Source organism: Emcibacter sp., assembly GCF_048269205.1.
Classification (GTDB): domain Bacteria; phylum Pseudomonadota; class Alphaproteobacteria; order Sphingomonadales; family Emcibacteraceae; genus Emcibacter.
In genome coordinates, this window is sequence record NZ_JBLXJC010000001.1 from 1,776,108 (window position 1) to 1,802,844 (window position 26,737).

Genomic DNA, 26,737 nt, shown 5'->3' on the forward strand with positions numbered 1-26,737 from the left:
CCTCAGGGGACCAGCTTTCCACCTTTAATCACCGCATTCACATTTTCCAGCACGCTGACATCATTCAGCACGTCATTGCTGACGGCAATCATATCCGCATATTTGCCGGAAGTGATGGAGCCAACATCCTTGTCCAGTGACATGGACCGTGCCCCCCAGATGGTGGCTGACTGGATCGCCTGCATGGGGGTCAGGCCATGGCGCACCATATAGGGCATTTGTTTGGCATTATCGCCGTGTGGATAGACACCGCTGTCGGTGCCATAGGCGATATTGACGCCGATCGCCACCGCCCTGCGGAAAGCAGCGCGCTGGGTTTCCGTGGTTTCATCATTTTTCCGCATGGTTTCTTCGGGCCAGCCCTGGGCCGTACCGACTTCCTTGATATAGTCACCGTTATAGATATCGGCCACCAGCCAGGTACCATGCTCTTTCATCATCTGCAGCGCTTCTTCATCAGCCAGTGAACCATGCTGGATAGAGCGTACCCCGGCGCGCACCGCCATCTTGATTCCTTCAGCCCCATGGGCGTGGGCGGTGACATATTTGCCGTCTTTGGCAGCTTCTTCCACAGCGGCGCGAATTTCTTCTTCATTGAATTCCGGTTCGCCGGGGTCCGTTCCCACGGTGAGAACCGCCCCGGTTGCGATCACCTTGATGAAATCAGCCCCGCCATCCAGAAGGTAGCGCACCCGTTCCCTTACCTCATCGGCATCGGCAGCTACACCGGCGCGGAACTCGTCAGGGATATCGACACCGGCATCAAGACCAATGACTTCGCCACCGCCTCCGGGGACAGTCACATAGGCCCCGGCCACCATCATGCGTGGCCCGGGAACTTCTCCGGCATTGATTTTGTCCCGCAGTTCCACATCACTGAATACCCGGTAACTTCCCACATCAATCACAGTGGTAAAGCCTGCTTTGAGGGTTTTGAGCGCATTGATCACACCCATATCAATGTCATCCTGCCGGGTGCCTTCCAAAGGCGCCATCGGGTCCTCTGACTGGATATCGCCCAAGAGGTGCGAATGCCCGTCAATCATACCCGGCATCACCGTATAACCTGACCAGTCTATGACGCCGGAGGGCGCCCCCTCAGCGGTCCAGGGCTTGACGTCGACAATGCGCTCCCCGCTGATGACAATCATCTGATCGTCCAGCACAATACCCTTTTCCACATCAATCAGATGCCCCGCATGAACATAAACCAGGCCGCCTTCAGAAGCCTTGTTGTTCTCCTCGGCCGGACCGCAGGCGGCGGTCAGCAGAAGCAGGCTCGCAATCAGAAAATTCCGCAACATATCATACCCCTTTTTACTCAAGTTACTGGTTAGCCCTTCAGTGCAGCAAGATACCAGTTCAGGAAACTTTGTTCAAAATGTTCCATCTCCGACAGCCGTCCGGGCTGGTAGAAATGGGAATCCACCCCCCTCTGGTTGTTGACGATGATTTCCTCATCGGACTGGGTGGTTATATCCCACAACCATGTGAGTTTTTCCAGATCATAGTCCTTACCCTCTACCGCATCGTCGCGCACAAACCAGAAGACATCGCAGCTGCAGCGGTCATGGGCGTTGGGCACAAAGCGATAGCCCACCATATGATCATTATAGATCAGGAAGAAGCTAAGGGGGCCGACCATAAATTCGGACGCGCCGCCGTCATAGTCCCTGATTTTACCAAGCAGGGGCGCCACAGCTTCACCCCCGAGACTGCCGCTTTTCATCCCGCGTAACAACGGATTGCGGCCATATTGGTAACCTTCGTCCCCCGGCTTGGCCAGATCAAAGTAACAGTTGGATTCCCCGAGCCGGATGGAACCGTCATTGGTTTCAAGAAAATCTTTCTTGAGCCCGGAGAATTTTTCCGGTGCCAGCGCCAGGGCATGGACTTTGGCATACTCCTGATGTGAGGGCGTACAATGGTAACATTCCTGGTAATTTTCCACCGCTAGCTTCCAGTTGGCGGCGATCGGGAAAGTCTTGCTGGCGGCAAGTTTCATTTTATCAAAGCCAAAGGTCTCAAACACATCAGCCAGGTCTTTGCGCATTGCCTCAAGGGATGGCGGGTTTTCGGACAGGCTCACTAAAATCAGGCCACCGACCAGTTCCACCCTGGCCGGATGAAGACCGTTTTGCGACTTGTCAAAATCCTCCCCCATCAGTCGGGCGGCCACCAGATTGCCATCCAGATCAAAGGACCAGGCGTGATAGGGACAGGTCAACAGCTTGGCATTACCCTCTTTTTCAAGGCAAATGTGAGAGCCCCGATGACGACAGACATTAAGATGAGCCTTTACTTCACCGTCCCGGGTACGAATCACGATGACCGATTCTTTATCCATTTCGAACAGGAAGTAATCACCGCTATTGGGAATCTGGGAGACATGGCCTGCCAGAACCCAGTGTTTCAGGAAAATATTCTGAATTTCCCGTTTGTAAATCTCCGGATCTTTATAGAATCGCTGCTCCATTGAATAACCCGGCTGATAATCCGCAATCAGCTCTTCAATGGACCTTTTGTCCCCGTTCCATTCATCCGTCGCCATGGTCGACTTCCTCACGCTCTCATACTATTAATGATTTGCCTGTTGACATTATTGTACACTTGTACAATACCAATTGTATATGAAATTGAATTTCTGGCTAGGATTTTTTTATGACAAAAACGGCACTCATCATCGGCGGCGGACATAACGGACTGGTTTGCGCCAATTATCTGGCAGAGGCGGGCATCAAGACACGCGTTCTGGAACGCCGGGATATTGTCGGCGGCGCGGCAGTGACAGAGGAATTTCACCCCGGTTTTAAAAACTCCGTCGCCTCCTATACAGTCAGCCTGCTTAATCCCAAGGTGATCCGCGACCTGAAACTGCATGATCATGGCCTGAAAATTGTCGAGCGCCGGGTCAACAACCTCTGGCCCCACGAGGACGGCAACTATATCTCCTTTGTTGTTGGCGGCGAAAACCTGAAGAAGGAAATCGCCCTATTTTCGCAAAAAGACGCCGATAACCTGGACCGCTATTTCCGGGATACCGAAATGGTGGCAGACCTGATCCGCGACTTTCTTCTGGAAACCCCGCCCAACGTGGGTGGCGGCCTGCGTGATATTTTCGGTGCTCTCAAGATGGGCAATCGCCTGCGCAAACTTTCCCTCGAGGACGAACGCATTGTCCTGGACATCTTCACCAAGAGCGTCGCTGACTTCCTCGATCTCTATTTTGAAAATGAGTATGTGAAAGGCGCCTTCGCTTTCGATGGTGTTGTCGGCAACTATGCGGACTGCAAAACACCCGGCTCTGCCTATGTGCTCATGCATCATGCCTTTGGTGAAGTGAACGGCAAGAAGGGTGTCTGGGGCCACGCCATCGGCGGCATGGGCGCCATCACCCAGGCCATGGCCAGCGCCGCCCGGGAAAAGGGCGTTGAAATCAGCACCGACAGTCCGGTAGCCAGTGTCATCGTGGAAGGGGGCAAGGCCCGGGGCGTACGCCTTGAGAACGGCGAGGAACTCCGCGCCGATATCGTCGCCGCCAATGTGAACCCCGCCCTGCTCTATGGCAAGATGGTCGCTACCGCCGATATGCCGGAGGATTTCAGCCGCCGCATGAAACATTACAAAAACGGCTCCGGCACCTTCCGCATGAATGTGGCGCTTTCCGAATTGCCGCGCTTCACCTGTCTTGAGAAACAGGATCGGGCAACCGCAGACCATCTCACCGGCGGTATCGTCATTGCGCCGACAATGGCTTATATGGACCAGGCCTATCGGGATGCCCAGGAAAAGGGATGGTCCCGCGAGCCGATTGTCGAGATGCTCATCCCCTCTACCCTGGACGATACCCTTGCCCCCGAAGGCCAGCATGTGGCGAGCCTGTTCTGCCAGCAGTTTGACCCCAATGTGGACTGGGACAAGCACCGGGAGGAAGCGGCCGACGCCATCATCAACCAGGTGGAAAAATTCGCGCCGGGCTTCAAGGCCAGCATCCTTGGCCGACAGATCATGAGCCCGCTTGACCTTGAGCGTACCTTCGGCCTCGTCGCTGGGGATATCATGCACGGCAACCTGACCCTGGACCAGATGTTCAGCGCCCGTCCATTGCTTGGTAATGGGAATTACCGTGCACCAATCAAGGGGCTCTATATGTGCGGATCAGGTACTCACCCAGGCGGCGGCGTCACCGGTGCTCCCGGCCATAATGCGGCCCGGGAAATCATCAGGGATAATTAGAATCAGTCGAGCCGGGAAAAATCCTTGTCCATGACAAGGCCGGTTGCACTCTCTACAAAGTCATAGACAATCCTGAGCCCTTCTTCCCGCGAGAAGGTTTCAGGATTGAGACACCATTCCAGCCACAGGCCATCCAGAAGGGCATTGATGCCGATGGCCTGACGACGAACTCGCTCCGCGTCCTCCTGCCTACCGGCCAGATCATAAGCCCTGTCCAGCATTCCTTCTATGGCTTCAATATAGTTGTGATAGGTTTCCCGGTGGATATGTCCAAGATCCTTGCGCAAAAGGGTCAGCGACCAAAAGGACAGCCATATCCGCAACAGCCGGGGATCCATATTTTCCCGTTCAAAAGTCTTCAGAAAGAAAATATTCAGGGCTTCCAGCGGATTGTCCCTGTGTTCTGCCACCCTCTCCCGGAACAGCTCAAGGAACTTGTGGGACAGATATTTATAACTTTCGGCAATCAGGACTTCCTTGCCGCTGTAATAATGGGTCAGCAACCCAGGCGCAACCTTGGCTATTTCAGCAATTTTGCGCACTGTTGTGCCCTTATATCCATATTCTGCCAGTGCACAAATGGTCGCATCTATGAAAAGCTGTTTCTTATCCCCGGTCTTGGGATTGACCTTGTAGATACTTTTTTCTTTTTTCATCTTCCAACCACACAGTGTTTTTATCTATCGTTTATAACAACGGGACAGATATTCGCAAAGTATCATTCTCCAATAACATGACAGCAGGACGAAATTGCCCCTGTACATTTGTACAATTTTCTTCCTATACTGAGTCAAACGGAGGATTTTAGATGGCAGAAAATGGCACCCAAACGCCTTGTATGGGATTCTGGCGGACCTGGGCACTGGGGGTCGGCATGATGATCGGGTCCGGCATCTTCATGATGCCCGCCCTGCTGGCACCTTTCGGGGGACTGGGCCTGATGAGCATCCTGCTTACCGGCGGCGGCACTCTGCTGATTGCCCTAATGCTGTCACGCCTGACCAAGGTCATTCCCAAAGTCGGCGGTCCCTATGCCTATGCCCGGGAAGGTCTGGGTGATTTCGCGGCTTTCCTCACCATGTGGGGATATTCCCTCTCCATTTGGACTGCCGTGGCGGCAGTGGCTGTTGGCTTTGTTGGCTATCTCGATGTTTTTATCCCGGGACTTGCCGCCAACCCCATAGGATCCCTGGCCGTCAGCCTGAGCCTTGTCTGGGCTTTCGTCGCCCTGAACATCAAGGGAGTACAGGAATCCAGCAGTTTCCAGTTAATTACCACAATCCTGAAAATACTGCCCCTCCTCTTGATTGGCGTTTTGGGTTTTTTCCATCAGGGCGTGGATTATATGCCCGAAATGAACCCAACCGGTGGAAATCCCCTTTCAGCCCTCTCTGCAGCGGCAATCCTGACCATGTGGGCCTTTGTCGGTATTGAGTGCGCCACCATTCCCGCCGAGGATGTCATTGAGCCGGAAAAAACCATTCCCAGGGTTCTGTTCTGGGGCACCATAACCGTCACCCTTGTCTATCTGATCTCCACCATCGGGGTCATGCTGGTGGTTCCGCCTGAAGTCCTGGCCACTTCCACAAGCCCGTTTTCGGACGCTGCAACGGCAGTGATGGGTCCCTTTGGTGCGAAGTTTGTCGCCATCGGCGCCATGATTTCCATGGTTGGCGCCCTGAACGCCATGGTCCTGGTCGGGGCCCAAACCCCGATGGCTGCGGCCCGGGATAAATTATTCCCGCTCAGCTTTGCCAGAATCTCCAAAAATGGCACGCCGGCTTTCTCCCTCATTGTGCTGGGTATCATCGCCTCTATCCTGTTACTGCTGAACTATACGAAGGGATTGCGCGGGGCCTTTGAATTCCTGCTTCTTCTTTCCACCCTGTCAGTCCTGATCCCCTACGCCTTTTCCGCAGTAGCGGAGCTGGTATTACTCAGGAAAGTGGGAAAGGCAGCGCCCCTGCAAACCACCCTTCTCTCCCTGGCTGCCTTTGTCTATACAACCTGGGTCATTATCGGATCGGGATATGAAACCGTCTTCTGGGGCTTTATTCTGCTGCTGGCCGGGATGCCCGTCTATGCCTGGTTGCATGTCCATGTCACCGAGGAAGCACCGAGTAAATTTGCCGAATAGCTGGTCTGCTCACAAAAAACAAACTGTCAGCGATTTGTTATTATTTTCGCGGAACGAGGTGTTTTAAACAAGCAAGCTTCAAAGCACCAGTCCAGGCCCTTGCCTGCGTCCGAACCTTCTTGACAGTTGATCTCAATGAATGCAAGGATCAAAGCATTCAGAGGCTGTGTCGATGCCTTATAATATCATGTGCCCAGGTCTGTATCATGGAGAGTAAAGAGAAGAAAGCTGCCCAGGCGGCAATCAAACTCCCGTCACGGAGAGCATTGCCTCCCTTTGAGGCTCTGCGAGCCTTTGACGCAGTCGCCCGCCTCGGCGGCGTCAGGAAAGCGGCCATCGGCCTGGATCGTGATCATGCTGTAATCAGCCGCCATCTCCGGGCAATCGAGGCCTGGACTGGATGTGTGCTTCTGGAACGCACCAGCACAGGCGCACAGCTGACAGAAGAAGGCAGGCGCTACCATAAACAGATATCCAGCGCCATCGACCGAATTGCCAATGCCACGACCGACCTGATAAAGCTGAATGAAAATCACAAGCTCATCGTCTGGTGCAAACCCGGCTTTGCCCTGCATTGGCAAACCGAACATCTGGCGGACTTCGAGAAAAAACACCCCGGAATAGAAATTGAAATTCGCCCGACCGACGTAAGCCCGGATTTTTCCTCCCACGAAGCGGATGTGGACATTCGCCTGATCCCGAAATACGGCAAAGGCCAGAAGCTCCCCCAGGGAGTGAAAAGCATGGACCTGGCGCATCCCCCGATTATTGCCGTAGCAAGTCCTGACTATATCAAAAAGCATGACCCAATCCATGCGCCATCCGATCTGACCAACCATCAGCTTCTTTTCGAAGTTGACGACAACAGCTGGAAACTCTGGCTGCAGGCCCATGACGTGCAGGGAGAGCTTGAATTGGCCGGCCCCCGCCTGTGGCAGGGGCATCTCACCCTTGATGCGGCCCGTCATGGTCGCGGCATTGCCCTGACAAACTATCTTGTGGTGAGCGAGGACCTGGCCAAGGGCCGGCTTGTGGAAATAGGCAAAGACCAGGAAAGCTTCCAGCCCCATGTTGAGGGTATCTATCTGTTTGTGGCCCGATCAGACCGCTGGGACAGCCCGGCAATCAAACAATACAGAAGCTGGTTGCAGTCCTCCATCGCAAAAGAACTACGTCCCAGAAAAGACTCCCAGCCATTGTGGTGATCTGTAAACACCACCTCTCACCTCGTTGTCACCTTTTTCAAGCATACCAACAGCTGTAAACTATGGTCCTGTACGGGTAAGCCGGACTTTCCCATGACCGCAGATCAAGCCAGAAGGAATTCACTGATGACACGTCCAAAAAGAAAACTACTCTTCCGGAACGCCGGGAAAGGCCTGTTGCTGCTATCTGCCGCCGTGATGGCATTTTCTTCTCCTTCCGCCCTGGCTTCTCAAAAGGACCTGAAACCAGTTACTGAAACAGAGGGCGCCAGTCATCTTGCTTTTGACTGGCCGATCATTAGTGTGGGCACCGGAGAATATAAAGAAGGGCCGACCGGTGTCACCGTCATAAAATTCGACAGGAAGGTGCTTGCGGCTGTCGATGTCCGGGGTGGTGGCCCCGGGACTGTGAATGCGGCCTATATGGACCTTGGCTATGACCTGGCTGAACTGGATACCGTGGTCTTTTCCGGCGGCTCCTGGTATGGTCTGGAAGCTGTCACTGCTGTGGCGACGGCTCTAAAGGACGACGGCATTCGCGATGGCAATGCCTTCAGTCTCGTCCCCAGTATTGCCATGTCTGTCGGGTCAATCATCTTTGATTTTGGAACACGTCGGCTGAATGAAATCTATCCTGACAAGAAACTGGCCCAGGCCGCCTTCCGATCCCTGAAAAAAGGCAGTTTCCCCTTGGGGGCTGAAGGGGCAGGACGTTTTGCCAAAAGCGGAGGTTTTTTTGGCTGTAATGCCTTCTCCGGTCAGGGAGCGGCCTTTAAACAAATCGATGACGTGAAAATTGCCGCCTTTGTGGTTGCCAACCCTTACGGCGTGATTACAGACCGGGAGGGCAATATCGCCGCCTGCTACCGCAACGAAAACTGGCCGACAGATGTGAAAACGGCTGATCTCATGAAAAACTTCCCGGCCAGCCGGGAAAAAGACTGGAGCGGTGAGAAACAAGGCTCAAGCAGTAAAAACACGACTGTCAGCCTGATTGTGACAAACCAGAAAATGACCCCGGCAGAACTCAAACGCCTCGCCGTACAGGTTCATACCTCCATGGCACGCGGCATTCAGCCCTTCTCCACCATCTTTGACGGAGATGTTTTATATGCCGTCTCCACTGAGGAACTGGAAAAACAGGTATATTCCTCCGCTGATCTTGGCACGATTGCCTCCGAGGTGATGTGGGATGCCCTTCTCAGTTCCGTACCGGAGCAACAACAGGCCTCCGAACCGGCGGAAAAGGCTTTCCTCACTGTAAAAGAGCTCACAAAACTCACCGGCACCTATAAATTCAGCCAGTTTGTGTCCGTAACCTTCACAAGAGAAGGCGACAAGCTATATGCACAAGCCAGCGGAGACCGCCGCGCCTATGCCATTACTGCTGATGACAAAAGGGAACTTCTGCCTGTGAGCGCAACAGATTTTATGATTCCCAGCCGCTATCCCCTCACCATCCGTTTTGACAAAAAGGGGCAGGTCATTTTCAATCCCGGACATTGGCAGCAAATCGGGATAAAGCAGTAAAGCCACACATTTTAGACCAAGGCCGCCAACAAAGGCGGCCTTTTTATTTTGCACCATGTTAAAAAAAATCACCCCTCACAAAGAAATCGATTGAATAGCGGATAATATCCTTCTATTAATGCGATTAATTCTCATTAGCATGATGGGACAACCTATAACCAATAGAGGGATGAAATGTATTCAGAGTTCTCCAACACACCGGCGTCAGCATGCCGGACTACTGGCCGCCATATCAGAACGTTGCTGATCGGCTGTGCCATTACACCACTGCTTGTTGCCACTGCAACATTTGCTGAAGAAGCCGCAAAAGACAGCGAAGAAGCCGCACTGGAGGAAATTACCGTAACCGGCTCCTACACAACGAACGAGCGGCTAGATAGCGCCACCGGTCTTGGCCTGTCCCTGATGGAAACTCCGCAGTCGGTGAGTGTAATGACCTTCCAGCGACTGGAAGACCAGGATCTGCAATCCCTGACGGATGTGGTGCTGAACGCGGTCGGCGTTTCCGCCAAAGAATTTGATAGTTCCCGCTTTGGTTTTTCATCCCGCGGGTTTCCAATCCAGAATTACCAGATCGACGGTGTGCCGATCGCCTGGAGCCCCGGCGGTGACGCAGGCGAAACCCAGCAGGATACCGTTCTGTATGAGCGTGTCGAAATTGTCCGTGGCTCAACTGGCCTCCTGACAGGCGCCGGCGATCCGTCCGCCTCGATCAACCTGGTCAGGAAACATGCCACCAGCCAGGAACTGGTAGGAAACGTAAGTGCCGAAGTCGGTAGCTGGAACAGTTACGGTGTGGTCGGCGACTTGTCTGCAGCCCTGGACACCGAGGGTAAAATTCGCGGACGTGTGGTTGCAAAATACAAGACTGAAGAATCCTACCGCGATCTGTGGGAAGATGAAACATTGGTCCTTTACGGTGTATTGGAAGCCGATATCACTGAAGACACGCTCATCCGCCTTGGCGCCAGCTATCAGGATAATAACCCGACCGCCTCCACCTGGGGCGGCTTGCCGTCCTGGCATGCCGATGGTAGCCGAACCAACTGGGACCGCAGCAAAACAATCGGGGCGGACTGGACCTCCTGGGCTTCTGACAATAAAAACTACTATGCCAGCCTGATCCATGAATTCGGTAACGGCTGGTTTGGTAAGGTCAATTACAACCGGAACGAAAACTCATCCGAATTGAGGCTCCTTTATCTCTACGGCGTTCCGGACAGAACGACAGGGCTTGGCCTGGGTCCCTCGCCCTATCGTGCGGAAGGCACTAGCAAACAGGACAGCATCGATTTCCAGATAAAGGGAACATACGACTTCCTAGGCCGCGATCATGAACTGGTATTCGGCGCCCTGTACAGCACCCAGGACACCATCAATTCTACCTATACCGCCAGTGATTACGGCCCCATTGGTAACTTCAATGAATGGGACGGCTCCTACCCCGAGCCAACCTGGTCCGATGCGCCAACATCTGTCGCCGTAGACTACAGTATTGAGCAAACTGGTTTTTATGCGGCAACAAGACTGTCTGTCACCGACGCACTGAAAGTGGTTCTTGGCGGACGTATTGCCAAATGGGAACAGGATGGCGTCAGTTACGGAACCGAACTGGACTTTGGTGACAGTGGTGTGTTCATTCCCTATGCCGGTGTTCTCTATAATCTGACAGAGAATAATACTCTATACGCCAGTTATACGGAGATTTTTGAAGCCCAGAACTATCAGGACCGTAATGGCGACTATCTGGATCCGCTGGTCGGCAAAAGCTATGAAGTTGGCCTGAAAAGCAGCTTCATGGACGGCGCGCTTCATGCAACAGCCAGCCTGTTTTTGATCAAACAGGACAATCTGGCACAGGTTGATACTGGCCACCTGATTCCCGGGACGATTTTCGAGGCCTATTACGCTGCTGACGGCACTGAAAGCAAGGGTTTTGAAATCGAGCTGGTTGGCGAGCCCCTGCCCGGCTGGAACATCAGCCTCGGCTATACTCAGTTCAAGGCTGAAGACGCAGAAGGCAACAAGGTGAATACGGACCAGCCGCGCAAGCTCCTGAAGATATTCACGACATATGACTTCCAGGGGGACTGGCAGGGCCTGACAGTAGGTGGCGGCCTGAACTGGGAAGACAGCAACTACACAGATGCTTTCAATCCTGTCACTGGCAATCCCGAAAAGTTGCAGCAGGATGCCTATGCCCTGGTCAGCCTGATGGCCCGTTATGATTTCAACGAAAGCCTTTCCGCACAGATCAATGTGGAAAATCTTTTCGATGAAACCTATTACAGCCAGATCGGCTTTTATAGCCAGCTTGCCTATGGCGCACCCAGGAATTTCAATATCCGTCTGCGTTACGATTTTTAATCGCATCAGCCTATCAGGAAAACCAAACCGGGCGCCACAATGGCGCCCGGTATTTTTTTGTCACTCCCTTGCTGAATATAAAAAGACGCCCCTGTGATAGCTGTTCACAGGGGCGTCACGGCTTAGGGAGAGTTACCCTTCAAGTCTAAAAATTAGAAATCCATCCCGGCTTTGATACCCACGGTCCGCGGTCGGGTCCGGTTGGCATTATTCCAGCCGTGATAGGGATCGATATATTTATTTTCATTGGTCAGGTTCTGGGCGTAAAGCTCCAGGTCCACATTATCGATGGTCACCCCGATACGGGCATCAAGCAAACCGATGGCGTCTGAATATTGCGGCACATTCTCGGCCGGGAAGCTGGAACGATCCACATAAGGCATCTTGTCCCGGTAACTGTAATTGATGCGAATAAAACCAGGCATATCCTGCCCCCAGTCAAATTCATACAGCGCGCCAACCGTAAAGCTGTAGTCCGGCACATAATCCGTCGGATCGCCCACTTCGTTGGTGGCGTCTGTACCGCTGATTTCGACAACTTCACTGTCCAGAATGGTTACGGAAGCATCGAAGCTCAGATTATCTGTAGCCTTCCAGGCAATGGCACCTTCAAAACCATAAACTTCCACACGGCCAATGTTGCTGAGCAGGAAAGTGGCACCGCTTTCCGGTGTCACAACGATACCGCGGCGCAGCATGTCACTATAGTCCATATAATATGCCGCTAAATCTACATAAAGACTGCCATCTGCCGAACTGCCCTTGAACCCAACTTCATAGCTCCAGATTTTTTCCGGTCCATAGTCTGGGTATTCCACCCCGGTATCAGCATCATAACTGTTGAAACCACCGCTTCGGAAGCCCTTGGCAACGGTTGCATAGATATTCATATTGTCGTTCAGCGCATAACTGGCATAAAAGCGCGGATCAATTGAATCAAAGGTCCCGCTCTGCGTCGGGCTGGGCACAAGTTCGGATTTCTGGCTATCCTCGAAATAACGTACGCCGGCACCAATCTCGAGACGGTCTGTGACCTGATAGGAAACATCCCCAAACAGAGCATATGATTCTGAGGAGAAATGAGAATCATAAATCAGGTTTTCAGCCAGGAATGCGCCATACAGATAGGAATACTCGGCATGCAGAGATCTCTGCATATCGCTGTAAAAGGCGCCAACTGTCCAGTGCAGCGACCCGTCGTCGGCTGAGGTCAGGCGAAGCTCCTGGGTGAAGATATCACCTGGAACAAATCGATGATCCCATCCTTCGTAAATGCCGCCATATATGGTTTCCGGGCCACCGTAGTATGATATCGGATACTGTTGGCTCATATCCGTATAAGTCGTGGAACTCAGCAGTTCCGCAAATCCAAAATCATAAGTCAGAGTCATGTTATAAAGCTCATAATCCCAGATTTTTGGAATGAGCGTTGTCGCCGGGTCGATGGCAACGAAAACAGTACGGTCCGGTTGTTCATAGCCCTGACCAAGTTCTGTTTCCGCATGATAGGAAATAAAGGTGAATTTTGCGGACAGCTCATCGGTGACCTGCCACAGCGCTTTGACTCGCAGATTGTTAAGTTCTGTGCCGTTGCCGTTCTCGATCCCGGCTTCCGGCTGATCTTGCCATCCGCCGCCGGACTGCCAGGAACCGGCAACACGTACCGCAAACTTGTCTTCCACGATGGGCAGGTTCACAATACCAGTCAAACCACCACCAATGGCACCTTCGGCAACAGACTCCAGTTCACCTTCCAGTCGACCTTCTCGTTCTGACAGATCCGGATCTTTGGTAATATAGCGAAGCGTCCCGCCTACAGAACCCTGGCCATACAAAGTTCCCTGCGGTCCTTTCAGGACCTCGACCCGGTCAATATCCATAATCCGGGTCGGCAGATTGTCAAAACCGTTCAGTGTGAGCGGGGATTCATCCTGATAGACACTCACCAGCGCACCGGACGTGCCACCATACTGGTTGGCTATTCCGCGCATGAATATCTGGTAGCTGCCGGGACCATCTTCCCGCATGGTCAGTCCGGGCACGGCAAAGGATAGCTCCTGCAATGTGTCCAGCCCACGTTGCTGCATTTCAGTACCTGTCATAGTCGTAATTGACATGGGCACCTCGATCAGCCGCTGTTCACGCTTCTGGGCCGTCACAACAATTTCTTCGAAACTGATAAATTCATCAGCTTCCTGGGCGTTCACCATATGAGGCGTGACCAGCCCCAGCATGGAAAACATAAGTAGATTGGTGTATTTATTTTTCACTTTCCTGGACTCCCGTTTAAATGTGTATGTCTGCTTATTGGTATTTTTAAGAATCTATCGCACATCAGCAAAATCAGTAAGATGCCAATAATGCAACAAGTGGTGCCCCATGCGCACCATAAAGAGATAAAAGAACAGGAAGGCCCCCTATCCGGTGAGCCTTCCTGTCCGTCTCTGCCTGACTGCTTCTTATTTGTTTATTCCGCTTCACTTTCCCTGGCTGTCATCAATTCTGTTTCAGCCTCGGAACCGTTTGCGTCTTCCTGGAGCAGGATGCTGGAAAACAGTTTATAAAAGACGAGAACAAGCCCCGCTCCGAATAAGACGATCACCGCATGCATCACCCAGAACATCACCGGGCTCATCTGTTCATAAAATTTGCCCAGCCATCCCGCGGCTGTACCCCCGATAAAGAGCGAGAGATAATAGGTCGAAACCATAGTGGCATTGATCGTTGTCGGCGCGGCCCGGGAGATCAGCGCCATGATGATGGGCCCGAGATGCATAAATCCCCAACCGCAGACGAGATGGAACAGAATTGGCCACAACATGTTTACACGCCCCTCTGCCGCAAGTATTTCCCCGACAACAAGAAGCAGGAAAGCAACCGCAAATGCCACACAGCCGCGCACAACCTTCATAAGCGGATTGGGCTCACACCCCCGTGACGCCATCCGCCGCCATTGCCACATGACAATCGGGGCAAACAGCAACACCGCCACACTGTCCACGGACAAAAACCAGGTCACCGGCATGGTCCAGCCGAAAATTTCATGATCTACCCGTTCCGGTATCCACAGAAGATAGGTAATCCAGACCTGGGACTGCACGGTCCAGTAAAAAGACGCAATAATCAGAACCATTAGAATGGCGCCGATGATCTTGCCTTCGCCCTGTTCCAGGGCAGGACGCACATGGTTTTTATCCAGGATTTTATCGACGGGAAGATATTTCCGCCCGGACAGATAGATCACAATGCTGACCAGCATGCCTATGCCTGCAGCTCCGAAACCGTAATGCCAGCCCAGCACCTCGCCAAGCGTGCCACAGACAAGCGGCGCCAGCATATACCCCACATTGATCGCCACGTTATAAACGGAATAGGCTGTATCCCGGCGCTGGTCATCCCGGTCATATAGATCACCGACCTGGGCCGCCAGATTGCCTTTAAGCAGTCCGGACCCAATCACCAGCGCCAGCAGGGCGAACAGAAAGGCATTTTCAAAAGCCATCAGAAAATGGCCGGCTGCCATAAACAGAGCCCCGAGAGTTACGGCCCGGGTACGGCCAAGATAGCGATCCCCCAGGAACCCGCCGATCAACGGCATAAAATACACAAAGCCCATATAGAGACCGGCTGTCTGTGTCGCCAGCGCAGTGTTGGACAACGGGCCGAAAACAGCCTCCACTGTCGTCCTGAACAAGTCAAAACCGATAACTTTTTCCAGGTTACCCGGCAAATAGAGATAGCGCACCATATACAGCACCAGCAAGGCCTGCATGCCATAGTAAGAGAAACGCTCCCAGGCTTCTGTAAAGATGATATAGGCAAGCCCCCGGGGATGCCCCATGATCTCCGCCCTGGCGCCCGAGCTTTCTGTTTCCCCTGTTTCCGTCCCTGCACTATTAATTGTCATATGGTCTTTTCCATTTGTTGCTCAGACATTTCGGTCTGATGCTGGCAATCAGTATAATCTGACACTTAGTTATTTGAGAGCATTAATGGCGGCATTGAAAAAATCATTGTCCAGAATTACTTCCGTATATCGCGGTTTGGCTCGGGCACTCCAGACCGCCAAAACGACCCGTTCGGAAGGATTGATATAGAGATATTGGCCAAAAATGCCCCGGGCGGCAAAACCCGGCGCATGATCACCCCAATCCGGCGCCGGCACATGCCACCACATATATCCGTAATCCAGTCGCTCTCCGCCAACTGTCCTTGAGGCGCCTGCCTCTTCTACCCATCCTTCAGGAAGAACACGCTCGCCATCGATAACACCGTCATTCATGATAAACAGGCCAAAGCGCGCATAATCACGGAGCGTAGCACTGATACCGCTGCCGGCAACTTCGAGCCCATCCTTCGCTTCCAGCCACCAGCTGGCATCCGCCTCCATTCCAAGCCGGGACCAGATTTTTTCCGAAAGATAATCTGATAAGCGCTTGCCGGTTGCCGCATAAAGCAATTCGCCAACCACATGAGTTTCCCCGGTGCTGTAATTCCAGCGCTCTCCGGGTTCCGCCACCCGCGGAAGACTGCCCATAAACTCCAGGATAGCGCCCGGCTTCTGTGCGATCTGCAACTCCAGAACCTGACGGCGTTCGGATGAAGGGTCTGTATGGTCCTCATTCCATCCAACACCAGAGGTCATCAGTAGCAATTGACGTATGGTGACACATTCGTAACTGGTGCCCCTGAGCCCGTCGATATAGTCGGACAATAGGTCATCAACGCTTTTGATATACCCATCCTGGATGGCGACCCCGACCAGAGTGGCGCTGATGGATTTTGCCATCGACATGGACATCCAGCGCGTCTGGTCAGTCACCCCGAATTCATAATGTTCAAAGGCTATTTTCTCGTCCTTCAGCATCAAAAGTCCGGCCAGCCTGTTGCGGGAGACATAATCATAAATGTCATAACTGTTGCCGCCTGAGATGATTTCCATATCCAGGATGTCACGGGGGTTATGTTCCAGAACCCGCACGTCACCGCCACGCGAAATTGTTCTGCTGGGAAACAGGTGCTCTATATTCTGGAACGTCTTTAACTGGATGTCCGGAAAGGTCTTCCCGGCATAGGTTTCCCGAACAGGCGCCAGCTTTTCTGTGATCTTTTCTGCAGAAGTCTTCATTTTGATATTCACTTATATTATTCCGCCTCTGGATTACAGACCCGAAATTTCAGCCTTTTCTCAGTCCAAGGATAAAAAGAGAGCCCAAATTCAGGAAGGTGCCAAAAGTGATGCCAATGGTGATTGAAAGGCACCATGCAGGCTGCCCCATCGCCTCTAAGGGTTCTCTTTAGAGCAAATTAAAATCCTGTGCCGTCCTATCGAGGCTTGTCCAGGTCTTTTCCATCATCTCGTCAATTTCCGTCGGGGTAATCACCAGCGGCGGACTGGCAACAAGCGAGGTGCCGACTGCGCGCATGATCAGATTGTTATCCAGGCAATAGTCACGGGCTTTGATGGCCGGCGCCTCTTCGGCGGCAAACAGCTCTTTTGTTTCAGGATTCCTGACCAGTTGCACAGCAGCCAGAAGACCTACACCGCGAATTTCCCCGACAATGGGGTGCGTCCCCAGTTCAGCCAGTGACTTGCGGAAATAGGGTGCGAGGTCTTTTTCCACCCGCTCCACCAATCCCTCTTCCTGCATCAGACGGATATTGGCAATGGCCACGGCGCAGGAAACCGGATGACCGGAATAGGTATAACCATGGGCAAACTGACCGCCCCGGCTCAGCACTTCAAAGACCTTGTCTGACATGCCAAGGGCGGAGATCGGCAGATACCCGGAGGACAGGCCCTTGGCCATGGGCATCAGATCCGGTTTGATATCATAATAGTCCGAACCGAACCATTTGCCTGTGCGGCCAAATCCACAGATTACTTCGTCAGCAACCAGCAGAATATTGTATTTCTGGCAAATCCTCTGGATTTCCGGCCAGTATGTGCTCGGCGGGTCAATAACGCCGCCCGCACCCTGCACAGGCTCCCCGATAAAAGCCGCGACCTTTTCAGGGCCAAGCTCGAGGATTTTGTCTTCCAGAGCCCGGGCCGCCTTGATGCCGAATTCTTCAGGTGTCAGGTCTTCGCCAAGCATATACCAGTGAGGCTGCATGATATGCTCGAAACCGGGCAGCAGAGATTTACCCAGGTTGTGCATGGGCGCCATGCCGCCAAGGCTTGTCGCGGCCAGGGTGCTGCCATGATAAGCCAGGTTTCGCCCAATAAAAATTTCCTTTTCAGGGCACCCTTCCACTTCCCAATAATGCCGGACCAAACGTACAACCGTGTCATTGGCCTCGGAACCGGAATTGGCAAAAAAGAAATGATTGATCCCCTCTGGAGTAAGTTCTGAAAGTAGCTCCGCAAGCTCTATCTGCTGCGGCGTGGCCGTATGAAAAAAGCTGTTGTAAAAAGGCAATATTTCCAATTGCCGTGTAGCAGCCTCAACCAGTTCCTTGCGACCATATCCCACATTCACACACCAGAGACCAGCCATTGAATCCAGAATCCGGTTTCCCTCACTGTCCCAGACATGGCTGCCTTCCGCCTTGACGATCACCCGCACACCTTCCTTTCCGAGAACACTCGGATCGGTAAAGGGGTGCACGTGATGTGCCTGGTCAAGCTGCTGCCATTCCTCGGTGGAATGATCGGGATTATAATTATACATCTCTATTTTTCCTGTCATCGCGGGTTTTTGTCTGAAGCAAAATCACCCGTAAATTTCATATGACTACAGACTAGAAAAAAAACCCATGAGACGGAAGGTGCCAAACGGTCTGTAGGTGGTGACCAACAGGCACCGGATAATCAGGCACCACCCTTAAAAACAAAAAAATACCTTTTTATTAATTAGGTTAGAGGGTGTTTTTAATATTTTACTTTAGATATATAAGGCTTGATCGACAAGCTCGTCACCCTTTCTCAGCGTTCCCGCTTCAAGGACATCCACATAAATCCCCATATCAAAATGGCCATAGGTTTTCCGCAGCTGCAGGGGAATATTCATATCCATTTCAGCCGTCGACGGATTGACATTGGTCGCGGCACAACGGTCTGTCCTTTTGGCGCCCCTGAAACGTACGGAACCGATGGTAAATTCCCGGTCAACCATATCGAATTCCTTCCAGGCGCCAAGGCCTTCCACATAGAGATTGCCACGAAACCGGATCGGATCGACAGTCAGACCTGATTTTTCTTCGAAATCCCTGACACTGTCCAGGTTGATAAGAGACAAGTTATTTGCAGCAATGTCCGTAAACGAATGACCTGGCGCCATGACAACCCTGACACCACCACGGGTTTTGCCTTCCATATAATCTTCGAAGAATTTGTTGATCCTGGCCTGATCTTCTGCTTCACGAAGCCGGGCATCCAGAACAACCATGCCATCCTTCTCAAGCACCAACCTCTCCTCTTCCTCAAAAAAAGCAGTGCCGAGATGTGCAAGTTTCGCATCCTTCATCAGCATCAGGAACTTGGTTTTGGACATATGTTCCGGCTTCTGCGGATCAAATTCGGTATCCCCATGGGCCAAAGCATAAGCCCGGTCAAAGGCAATGCCCTGCCCCGGAACAAGATCGATTTCAGATAGTTCGTTACTACTAAGTCCTTTAACAGGATAACGGTGGATAGACACAAGCCTGGTCATTCTCTTCCTCTCCTTTTCATCCCCTGCAACCTGATATCGGTGATATAGCTTATCCTGCCGCAGGAGACCAGTAAGTCATGACAACTCAGAAGGCATTCAGTCCTGTCTGGGCGCGCCCAAGGATCAGAGCATGCACATCGTGTGTGCCTTCATAGGTATTTACAGCTTCCAGGTTCATCACATGGCGGATGACATGGAATTCATCAGCCACACCGTTACCGCCGTGCATGTCACGGGCAACACGTGCGATCTCCAGCGCCTTGCCGCAGTTATTGCGTTTCAGCAGGCTGATTGCATCCGGCGCCAGTTTAGCCTGGTCTTTCAGGCGACCGGCGTTCAGACAGGCCTGCAGGCCGAGGGTAATTTCAGTCTGCATATCAGCCAGTTTTTTCTGTATAAGCTGTGTGGCTGCCAGCGGGCGACCAAACTGCTTCCGGTCCAGCGTATACTGACGGGCTGCATGCCAACAGAACTCTGCGGCGCCCAAAGCCCCCCAGGCAATGCCGTAACGGGCATTGCTGAGACAGCCCAGCGGGCCCTTCATGCCCATTACACCCGGTAGAAGATTTTCTTCCGGCACGAAGACTTCATCCATGACGATTTCACCGGTAATGGAAGCCCTGAGGGAGAATTTCCCTTCGATCTTTGGCGCGCTCAATCCCTTCATGCCTTTTTCAAGTATAAAGCCCCTGACATTGCCGTCATCACATTTTGCCCAGACCACCATAACGTCGGCGATGGGGCTGTTGGTGATCCACATTTTGTTGCCGCTAAGCGAATATCCGCCGTCAACCGTTCGGGCCCGGGTCTGCATGCCGGCCGGGTCAGAACCGGCATTGGGTTCGGTGAGGCCGAAACAGCCCACATATTCCCCGGTCGCCAGCTTGGGGAGATATTTCTCCTGTTGCTGTTCCGAGCCATAGGCATAGATGGGATACATCACCAGAGAGCTTTGCACAGACATGGCAGAGCGATACCCGCTGTCCACCCGCTCCACTTCCCGGGCAATCAGCCCATAAGAGACATATCCCACACCGGCACAACCATATCCCTGGATGGTCGCCCCCAAAAGGCCAAGCTCGCCAAACTGCCGCATGATATCGCGATCGAATATCTCGTGTCGGTTGGCTTCCAGAATACCGGGCATCAGTTCCTTCTGACAGAAATCCTTTGCCCCGTCCCGGACCATACGTTCTTCTTCGGTCAGAAACTCCTCAAGAAGCAAAACATCATCCCAGGGGGCCGACGGCCAGTCAATTTTCACCATGTCAGTTCAACTCCTTCAAACACTCATCAACAATGGTCAGACCTTCGCGGATCAGGTCATCGGAAATCGTCAGGGCCGGCAGAAAACGGATCACATTACCGCGTGTTCCACAGGACAGTGTCACCAGCCCCTTCTCCCGGGCCTTGGCCACAACTGCCTTTGTCATATCCGCGTCAGGTTTGCTCACATCACCATCCCTGATCAGTTCTATGGCAATCATGGCACCCTGGTTACGAATATCCCCGATGACATTGCCATATGGTTTGGTGGCAACATCAGTCAAAATATCCCTGAAGAGGGTACCGATTTCCTGTGCCCGGGCCACAAGGCCCTCTTCTTCAATAACCTCAAGAACAGCCAGTCCTGCCGCGCAGCCAATGGGGGACCCGGCATAGGTACCGCCGAGCCCGCCCGGATTAGCCGCATCCATGATTTCCGCCTTCCCCGTCAGTGCGGAAATCGGAAAGCCACCGGCAATACCCTTCGCCATGGTGACGATATCCGCTTCGATACCGGCATATTCATGGGAAAACATTTTCCCGGTCCGGGCGAAGCCGGTCTGGATTTCATCAACAATCATGACAATGCCATGCTGGTCACATAGTTCACGAATGGCCTGCAGGAACTCGGGTGGCGCGATGTTAAATCCTCCCTCACCCTGTACGGGTTCAAGAATAACCGCTGCCACCCGAGCCGGGTCCACATCCGACGAAAGCAGAGTATTGATGGATACGAGGGCCTCTGCAACACTGATACCATGAAAGTTATTCGGATATCTGGCGTGAAATATTTCGGACGGAAATGGACCAAATCCGGCTTTATAAGGCACGACCTTGCCGGTCAGTGCCATGCCCATCATTGTGCGGCCGTGAAAACCTCCGGAAAAGGCGATCACGCCGGAACGACCCGTATGAGCCCGGGCGATCTTGACGGCATTTTCAACAGCTTCCACCCCTGTTGAGGCAAACATGGTCTTTTTTGGCGTACCGCCGGGAATGAGTTTGTTGAGCTTCTCGGCAAGCTCAACATATTCTTCATACATGGTGACATGGAAACAGGCATGGCTGAATTTCTTCATCTGTTCCTGAACGGCGGCAACTACTTTGGGATGGTTATGGCCGGTATTGACGACCGCAATGCCGGTGGCGAAATCCACATAACGGCGACCCTCTACATCCCAGATTTCTGAACCCTGGGCGCGTTCGATCACAACATCCGTGACATGCCCCACCCCCTGTGCAACTGCGGCCTTGCGCCGCTCAATGATTGAATTGCTTTTGGACATTTTATTTTCCCTTGCTCCTGACTGCTTTATTTTCTTCTGGAAAGGTCACTCATGCAGAGATATTTGATCACGATAAAGTCATCGAGACCGTATTTTGATCCCTCCCGTCCGACACCGGATTCCTTGACCCCGCCAAAGGGGGTGGCTTCACTGGAAACCAGCGGGCCATTGATGGCCACCATGCCGTACTCCAGTGACTCTGCGACACGGAAGATGCGGTCCACATTGCCCGCAAAGAAATATGAGGCGAGCCCGTAGGGCGTATCATTGGCCATGCGAATGGCCTCTCCTTCATTGTCAAACGGATAGATGGCAATCACCGGTCCGAAAATCTCGGATGTGGCGATTTCCATCTCGTCCGAAATGCCACTCAGAATGGTCGGCTGGTAGAAATTCCCACCCAGTTCATGATGGTCGCCCCCAAGAACAACATTTGCTCCCTTGTCACGGGCGTCAGCCACCAGGCTGGATACCTTGTCTATGGCTGCCTGGTTGATCAGCGGCCCAATTGGACAGGAGGTTTTCAGGCCGTCCCCGACAGTAAGTTTGGCAACGGCGTCTTTCAGCTTGTTGCCGAATTCCTCCATGACGCTGCGGCTGACCAGCAATCGATTGAGCGACACACAGGTCTGTCCGCCGTTGCGGAACTTGGTGGCGATTACAGCTTCTACCGCCGCATCAAGGTCGGCATCGTCAAAAATGATGAAGGGGGCATTGCCGCCCAGCTCCAGGGAGACTTTTTTCACGGTTTCGGCACATTGTCCCATGAGGATCTTGCCAACCCGGGTGGAGCCAGTGAAGGACAGCTTACGCACATCCGGGTGTTTGGTCAGTACTTCGGCAACCGGAACCGCATCCCTGGTAGTCACCAGGTTCATTACCCCATCCGGAAAACCCGCCTTCTGGGCCAGCATCTGTAGCGCCAGGGCGGAAAGCGGCGTATCCTCGGCTGGCTTGGTCACTGTGGTACAGCCTGCGGCAAGCGCCGGGGCCACCTTCCGGGTTATCATGGCATTGGGGAAGTTCCAGGGCGTGATGGCCGCCACTACGCCGATGGGCTGTTTAAGCACAAAAAGCCTGCGGCCATCACCATTACTGGGAATAATGTCGCCATATACCCGCTTGCCTTCCTCGGCAAACCATTCGATGAAGGAGGCCCCATACAGGATTTCCCCGCGCGCCTCGGCCAGTGGCTTGCCCATTTCCAGGGTCAGAAGCCGGGCCAGTTCCTCCTGATATTCCAAAATCAGATCATGCCAGGCCATCAGGATCTTGCCGCGTTCCTTTGCGGTCATACCGGACCATACCGGCAGAGCCTTTTTTGCAGCCTCAATGGCGGCCAGGGTGTCCGCGCCGTCCATATCGGCGACCGTGGCGACCAGTTCACCTGTGGCCGGGTTGAATACATCAAAGTTACGGTTGCTGTTGCCCTGGGCGGCTGCGGACTGCAGCACCTGCTGGATTATCTCGGCATTGCTCATTTTATATCTCCTGCTCGTATGGCATGGCCATTTTCACAGGTATATGTCTAGCGGTTATCCGGTTTTTCCAAAATACTTCCTAGGGAGTAGTCCGGGAGGACAGAACGTCAATTATAGCTGATCAGGGGATCTTCCTGCTGCCCGGGCCTCACTATCGACAAGGCATCAAGAAACAGGGAGAACAGTTCAGAATGGGAGGCGATATCGAGCTTTTGATAGATATGTTTCCGGTGCACCTTTATCGTGGTGGGGGAGATACCCAATCTTTCGGCGGTGGATTTGATGCTATGGCCGCGCAGGAGATACTGGACAATTTCAAACTCCCGCTCCGTCAGGACAGATCGACCAAAATTATCCATGGCCCCCTGCAGGCTTTCGTGCAGGGTAGGCAGGCTTTCTTTTTCCTGAACGAGGTCACCCCGGCTTTTGGTCCAATAATCACAAACGATCCTGTCAATCAAAGGCAATACCTGCTTAAGCTTTTCTATTGCCCCCTCATTGAAAAACCAGTTGTTCAGGTTTCGGGACAGGGAAATGACAATTTTCTCACCATCTTCCACCGGGATGAAATAGTTTACCTCATCCTTGAGGCCGGCAAATTTAATCCAGCTGTCGTAATATTCCCCCTCGTAAAACCCCTCCCCGGATATATCCTTGAGATGAACAAACCCCGGCTCCTGGTACTGATCACTGATCTGGTAAAAGGGATCAAGAAGATAGGGACCGGACAGATATTCCCCGATATTCCGCTTACGCAAGCTGTGATCCGCTTTTGTATATAGAAAGACAGGCTGTGTATTGTCCGAGTGACGAAGGATAAGCATGCTGTCCGCCTTGGCCAGATGCATCAGGGCGTCCGCAAGCAACGGCAAAAAGCGGTCACTGCCTCTGTTGGTATAAAGCTCAGCGAGACGGTCATACCAGCCTGTCATAATGTCGGAACTTTCGCTCACGGAAATCCTTTGTACTATCCTTTACTTTATCCCCTATACTAGAAACCCGGCAGGAAGACAAAAAGCATATTGCAAAACCCCGTTTTAGTCGATCATGGTAATTGAAAAGAATATATCGTCATGTCAGGACATATTGCATTGGCAGGATCACCGTCAGTACCTGCCGTCCGATCCCCTCCGGCAATGGCGGCATCGGGGCCGCCAGCCGAACAGCTTCAAGAGCGGCTACATCAAGAAGAGGGTATCCGGAACTTTTGTGAACCCGCACAAACAGCAACCTGCCTTCCGCCGCAATACCCAGCCTGACTAGCACAACACCCTGCTGCTTTAGGCGGCGGGCCTGGGAAGGATAAGTCTGGTATCGCTGAATCCACTGTTGCAGAGATGAATAGTAATTCTGATAATCTCCACCGGGTTGACCTCCATTACGCGTGTCATCACCCTGGCCGATCGCGGAAGTTCCCCTGACAGACTGCGAACTCCCGCCCTCGCCCCTGCGAACTGATCGGGCGGCAGATTTCACTGCCAGCACTTCTCCCGTAGCCGCCTCCTCAGACTCAGTAACTATTTTGCGTTTCTCGGAAACGCGACTATCGTCCTTGACCGGGGACAGCGCCTTCCCGATCCTGTCCTCCGTTTTTTTAGTTTGCTTCGGAACCGGTTTTGCGGCATTCGCAATCTTCGAACTTTCCGAACTGCCAACGCCTTCGACGAGAACCCTTTCCGGTATTGACAGGGAACCTGCCGGCTCAGTCTCCAGAGGCTCAATATCGTTAGCCGCTGTTTTATCCCCATCAAACAGCTTGGCATCCTTCTCTGCTACGACTTCCGGTTTAGTCATGTCGCGACGGACCTTTTCTCCCGCCTCCTGCCCTGCCGAGTGAACGGCACTCTGCTCATCCTGGCCGGCCCCTGTCGCTAGCCCCATGGCACGACCCGCAGGTCCGAGACCGATATCAATCCCGCCCACACCCATTTCCCGGGCACCCGGACGATGTACGGTCAAGGTCAAAAGAAGCATCACATGTATTGCCAATGCCAACATGCCGCTGCCAATCCAGACAAAGTGAGCCGTCTTCATTGCGCCTTCCCCACCCTGGTCACCAAATGAACGTTTTTCACCCCCAGCCGCCGAACATCTTCGAGCAATCGCAGGAAATCATTGGCAGGCACTGACCTATCGGCCCGAATAACCAGCCTGGATATTCCTTTCAGGAATTGCTGCTTTTCAAACTGCGCATAGAACTCCTTCTGGTCATATGTCTGTCCACCCCATACGACCCTGCCCCCGGTGGACAAGAAAAGCTGTTGTTCTGTTTCCGCCACAACATTCTTCTGCCCGGAGACCGGCGGCGTCACTGACACAGGACTCTGCCGCTCCATATGGCCGGCCACCATGAAAAACACCAACAGGAGAAACACAATGTTAATCAATGGAATGACATTTTCAGGGGGGGTTTTACGTTGCTGTCTGGAAAATTTCATCGGCCATTTTCTTCCTTCGCAGCCGAAACCATCTGCACAGAAAGGGAGGGAATTTTCGCCAGTTCGTCAATAACCCGAATGAACCTTTGCATATCCGTATCCCCGCTCGGCATCAGGATCAGTTCAGGGCTTTCCGCCTTCCGCATCACCCGGGTCAACCGGGAAGGTGTTATATCGCGGCCATCCAGTTTCAATCCGTCCGGAAAAACCGTCAGAATCTTGCGCTTGCTGTCCCGGTCAAGGGCCGGTGTTTCGCCTGCGCTTGGGGACTGCTGCGGTAAATTGAAAGAGACCATCCGATCACGGATGAAGTTTGATGTCAGCATAAAAAAAATCAGCAGAATAAATACCACGTCAATCAAAGGCGTTATACTGATCCTGACCTTTCGAGGCTGATAGCTCGCGATGCGGGACATTCAATATATATCCTAGCGGGACAAAAAGGTGATATTGTCACCTTCCCGGCGAAGCCCCTGGTCCCCGGAGATCGCAAGGGCGCGCCCCGCTGCCCGCTCCATTCGCAAAACAGTCTTTTCCACCACCCCTTCGAAGAAATTATGTATCGCCACTGCCGGAACAGCAACAGCAAGTCCCGCGGCAGTGGTCAGCAGCGCCACCCAGATCCCGCCGGACAAGACGGAAGGATCCACCTGACTGCCCAGGGCCTGCAATTGCCGGAATGCCTCAATCATGCCCAGAACCGTACCAAGCAACCCCAGCAGCGGACTGAGCATGCCGATCAATTCGATGGCACGCAGGCCACGGCGCATCTCCTCAATTTTTTCAGAGGCAAAGCCGGAGACTTCCTGTTCCACCGCCTCCGGGCTGTCCGGGTAGCGTTCGCGCATATCCCGAAGCCTGATGAGTGTCAGGGCAACAGGATTGGAGTGCTCGCGAAGCCGGGCCAGAACCTCTCCGCCGGGCGAAGAAAGATATTCCTGCACAAGACGATCCAGCGACCGGGTCACCCACAGGCGCATCCGGGTAAAATGAATCAATTTGACAATCGAGACGGTTGTTATTGCCATCGACATGACCAGCAGGATCAGGATCACAGGTCCGCCGTTGGCCAGCAGGTCAATGCTTTCGAGAAACCGGGTAAACATAATTTTACACTCACTTTATAATAATGATTA

General features: G+C 53.0%; 21 protein-coding genes. 5 read left to right on the forward strand and 16 right to left on the reverse strand.

Annotated elements, in window-relative coordinates; genetic code table 11:
* Positions 1–2: 2 nt before the first annotated feature.
* Positions 3–1,304, reverse strand: a complete 1,302-nt coding sequence (locus ACN0YD_RS08255; RefSeq protein WP_417318629.1) for an amidohydrolase family protein — start codon at positions 1,302–1,304, stop codon at positions 3–5.
* Between the two features lie 29 nt (positions 1,305–1,333).
* The gene (locus tag ACN0YD_RS08260; RefSeq protein WP_417318631.1) at positions 1,334–2,551 is read right to left on the reverse strand and encodes an aromatic ring-hydroxylating oxygenase subunit alpha; all 1,218 of its coding nucleotides are present in this window, start codon (positions 2,549–2,551) and stop codon (positions 1,334–1,336) included.
* A 110-nt stretch (positions 2,552–2,661) separates the two neighbouring features.
* Between ACN0YD_RS08260 and ACN0YD_RS08265 the strand changes: the two genes are divergently transcribed.
* Positions 2,662–4,236, forward strand: a complete 1,575-nt coding sequence (locus tag ACN0YD_RS08265) for a phytoene desaturase family protein (RefSeq protein ID WP_417318633.1) — start codon at positions 2,662–2,664, stop codon at positions 4,234–4,236.
* Positions 4,237–4,238: 2 nt separating this feature from the next.
* On the opposite strand, the gene ACN0YD_RS08270 is transcribed toward ACN0YD_RS08265, so the two are convergent.
* Positions 4,239–4,892, reverse strand: coding sequence for a TetR family transcriptional regulator C-terminal domain-containing protein (locus tag ACN0YD_RS08270; protein WP_417318635.1), 654 nt, complete (start codon positions 4,890–4,892; stop codon positions 4,239–4,241).
* Between the two features lie 152 nt (positions 4,893–5,044).
* Here ACN0YD_RS08270 and ACN0YD_RS08275 point away from each other — a divergent pair, with 152 nt between their 5' ends.
* The 4 genes from ACN0YD_RS08275 (at position 5,045) to ACN0YD_RS08290 (ending at position 11,475) form a co-directional block, all read left to right on the forward strand.
* On the forward strand, positions 5,045–6,373 hold the full coding sequence (locus tag ACN0YD_RS08275) for an APC family permease (protein ID WP_417318637.1): 1,329 nt from the start codon (positions 5,045–5,047) through the stop codon (positions 6,371–6,373).
* 206 nt (positions 6,374–6,579) lie between these two features.
* Entirely contained in the window at positions 6,580–7,578 is a 999-nt protein-coding gene (locus ACN0YD_RS08280; protein ID WP_417318639.1) for a LysR substrate-binding domain-containing protein, read from the forward strand.
* Between the two features lie 126 nt (positions 7,579–7,704).
* Entirely contained in the window at positions 7,705–9,108 is a 1,404-nt protein-coding gene (locus ACN0YD_RS08285) for a P1 family peptidase (RefSeq protein ID WP_417318641.1), read from the forward strand.
* Between the two features lie 174 nt (positions 9,109–9,282).
* The gene (locus ACN0YD_RS08290) at positions 9,283–11,475 is read left to right on the forward strand and encodes a TonB-dependent siderophore receptor (RefSeq protein WP_417318643.1); all 2,193 of its coding nucleotides are present in this window, start codon (positions 9,283–9,285) and stop codon (positions 11,473–11,475) included.
* A gap of 152 nt (positions 11,476–11,627) precedes the next feature.
* On the opposite strand, the gene ACN0YD_RS08295 is transcribed toward ACN0YD_RS08290, so the two are convergent.
* The 13 genes from ACN0YD_RS08295 to ACN0YD_RS08355 all read right to left on the reverse strand — a co-directional run bounded on the left by ACN0YD_RS08295 (position 11,628) and on the right by ACN0YD_RS08355 (position 26,707).
* On the reverse strand, positions 11,628–13,745 hold the full coding sequence (locus tag ACN0YD_RS08295; RefSeq protein ID WP_417318645.1) for a TonB-dependent receptor: 2,118 nt from the start codon (positions 13,743–13,745) through the stop codon (positions 11,628–11,630).
* Between the two features lie 197 nt (positions 13,746–13,942).
* A complete protein-coding gene (locus ACN0YD_RS08300) occupies positions 13,943–15,382 on the reverse strand; it encodes a peptide MFS transporter (RefSeq protein ID WP_417318647.1) in 1,440 nt (479 codons plus the stop codon).
* Between the two features lie 69 nt (positions 15,383–15,451).
* Positions 15,452–16,603 carry a serine hydrolase domain-containing protein gene (locus ACN0YD_RS08305; RefSeq protein WP_417318649.1) on the reverse strand — a complete coding sequence of 384 codons (1,152 nt, stop codon included), beginning with the start codon at positions 16,601–16,603 and terminating at the stop codon, positions 15,452–15,454.
* Positions 16,604–16,772: 169 nt separating this feature from the next.
* Positions 16,773–18,149 (reverse strand): aspartate aminotransferase family protein, encoded by a 1,377-nt coding sequence (locus ACN0YD_RS08310; RefSeq protein ID WP_417318650.1) that lies wholly within the window; start codon positions 18,147–18,149, stop codon positions 16,773–16,775.
* Between the two features lie 213 nt (positions 18,150–18,362).
* A complete protein-coding gene (locus ACN0YD_RS08315) occupies positions 18,363–19,130 on the reverse strand; it encodes an MOSC domain-containing protein (RefSeq protein ID WP_417318652.1) in 768 nt (255 codons plus the stop codon).
* A gap of 85 nt (positions 19,131–19,215) precedes the next feature.
* Entirely contained in the window at positions 19,216–20,397 is a 1,182-nt protein-coding gene (locus ACN0YD_RS08320) for an acyl-CoA dehydrogenase (RefSeq protein WP_417318654.1), read from the reverse strand.
* 1 nt (position 20,398) lies between these two features.
* Positions 20,399–21,682 (reverse strand): 4-aminobutyrate--2-oxoglutarate transaminase, encoded by a 1,284-nt coding sequence (gene gabT / locus ACN0YD_RS08325; protein ID WP_417318655.1) that lies wholly within the window; start codon positions 21,680–21,682, stop codon positions 20,399–20,401.
* A 26-nt stretch (positions 21,683–21,708) separates the two neighbouring features.
* A complete protein-coding gene (locus tag ACN0YD_RS08330; protein ID WP_417318657.1) occupies positions 21,709–23,163 on the reverse strand; it encodes an NAD-dependent succinate-semialdehyde dehydrogenase in 1,455 nt (484 codons plus the stop codon).
* A gap of 107 nt (positions 23,164–23,270) precedes the next feature.
* Positions 23,271–24,116, reverse strand: coding sequence for a response regulator transcription factor (locus ACN0YD_RS08335; RefSeq protein WP_417318659.1), 846 nt, complete (start codon positions 24,114–24,116; stop codon positions 23,271–23,273).
* Positions 24,117–24,234: 118 nt separating this feature from the next.
* On the reverse strand, positions 24,235–25,197 hold the full coding sequence (locus tag ACN0YD_RS08340) for a TonB family protein (RefSeq protein WP_417318661.1): 963 nt from the start codon (positions 25,195–25,197) through the stop codon (positions 24,235–24,237).
* Positions 25,194–25,601 (reverse strand): ExbD/TolR family protein, encoded by a 408-nt coding sequence (locus tag ACN0YD_RS08345; RefSeq protein WP_417318663.1) that lies wholly within the window; start codon positions 25,599–25,601, stop codon positions 25,194–25,196. Before ACN0YD_RS08345 ends, ACN0YD_RS08340 begins: the two co-directional genes overlap by 4 nt.
* A complete protein-coding gene (locus tag ACN0YD_RS08350; RefSeq protein ID WP_417318665.1) occupies positions 25,598–26,017 on the reverse strand; it encodes an ExbD/TolR family protein in 420 nt (139 codons plus the stop codon). The genes ACN0YD_RS08345 and ACN0YD_RS08350 overlap by 4 nt, the downstream gene beginning before the upstream one ends.
* A 12-nt stretch (positions 26,018–26,029) precedes the next feature.
* Positions 26,030–26,707, reverse strand: a complete 678-nt coding sequence (locus tag ACN0YD_RS08355) for a MotA/TolQ/ExbB proton channel family protein (protein ID WP_417318667.1) — start codon at positions 26,705–26,707, stop codon at positions 26,030–26,032.
* Positions 26,708–26,737: the final 30 nt, after the last annotated feature.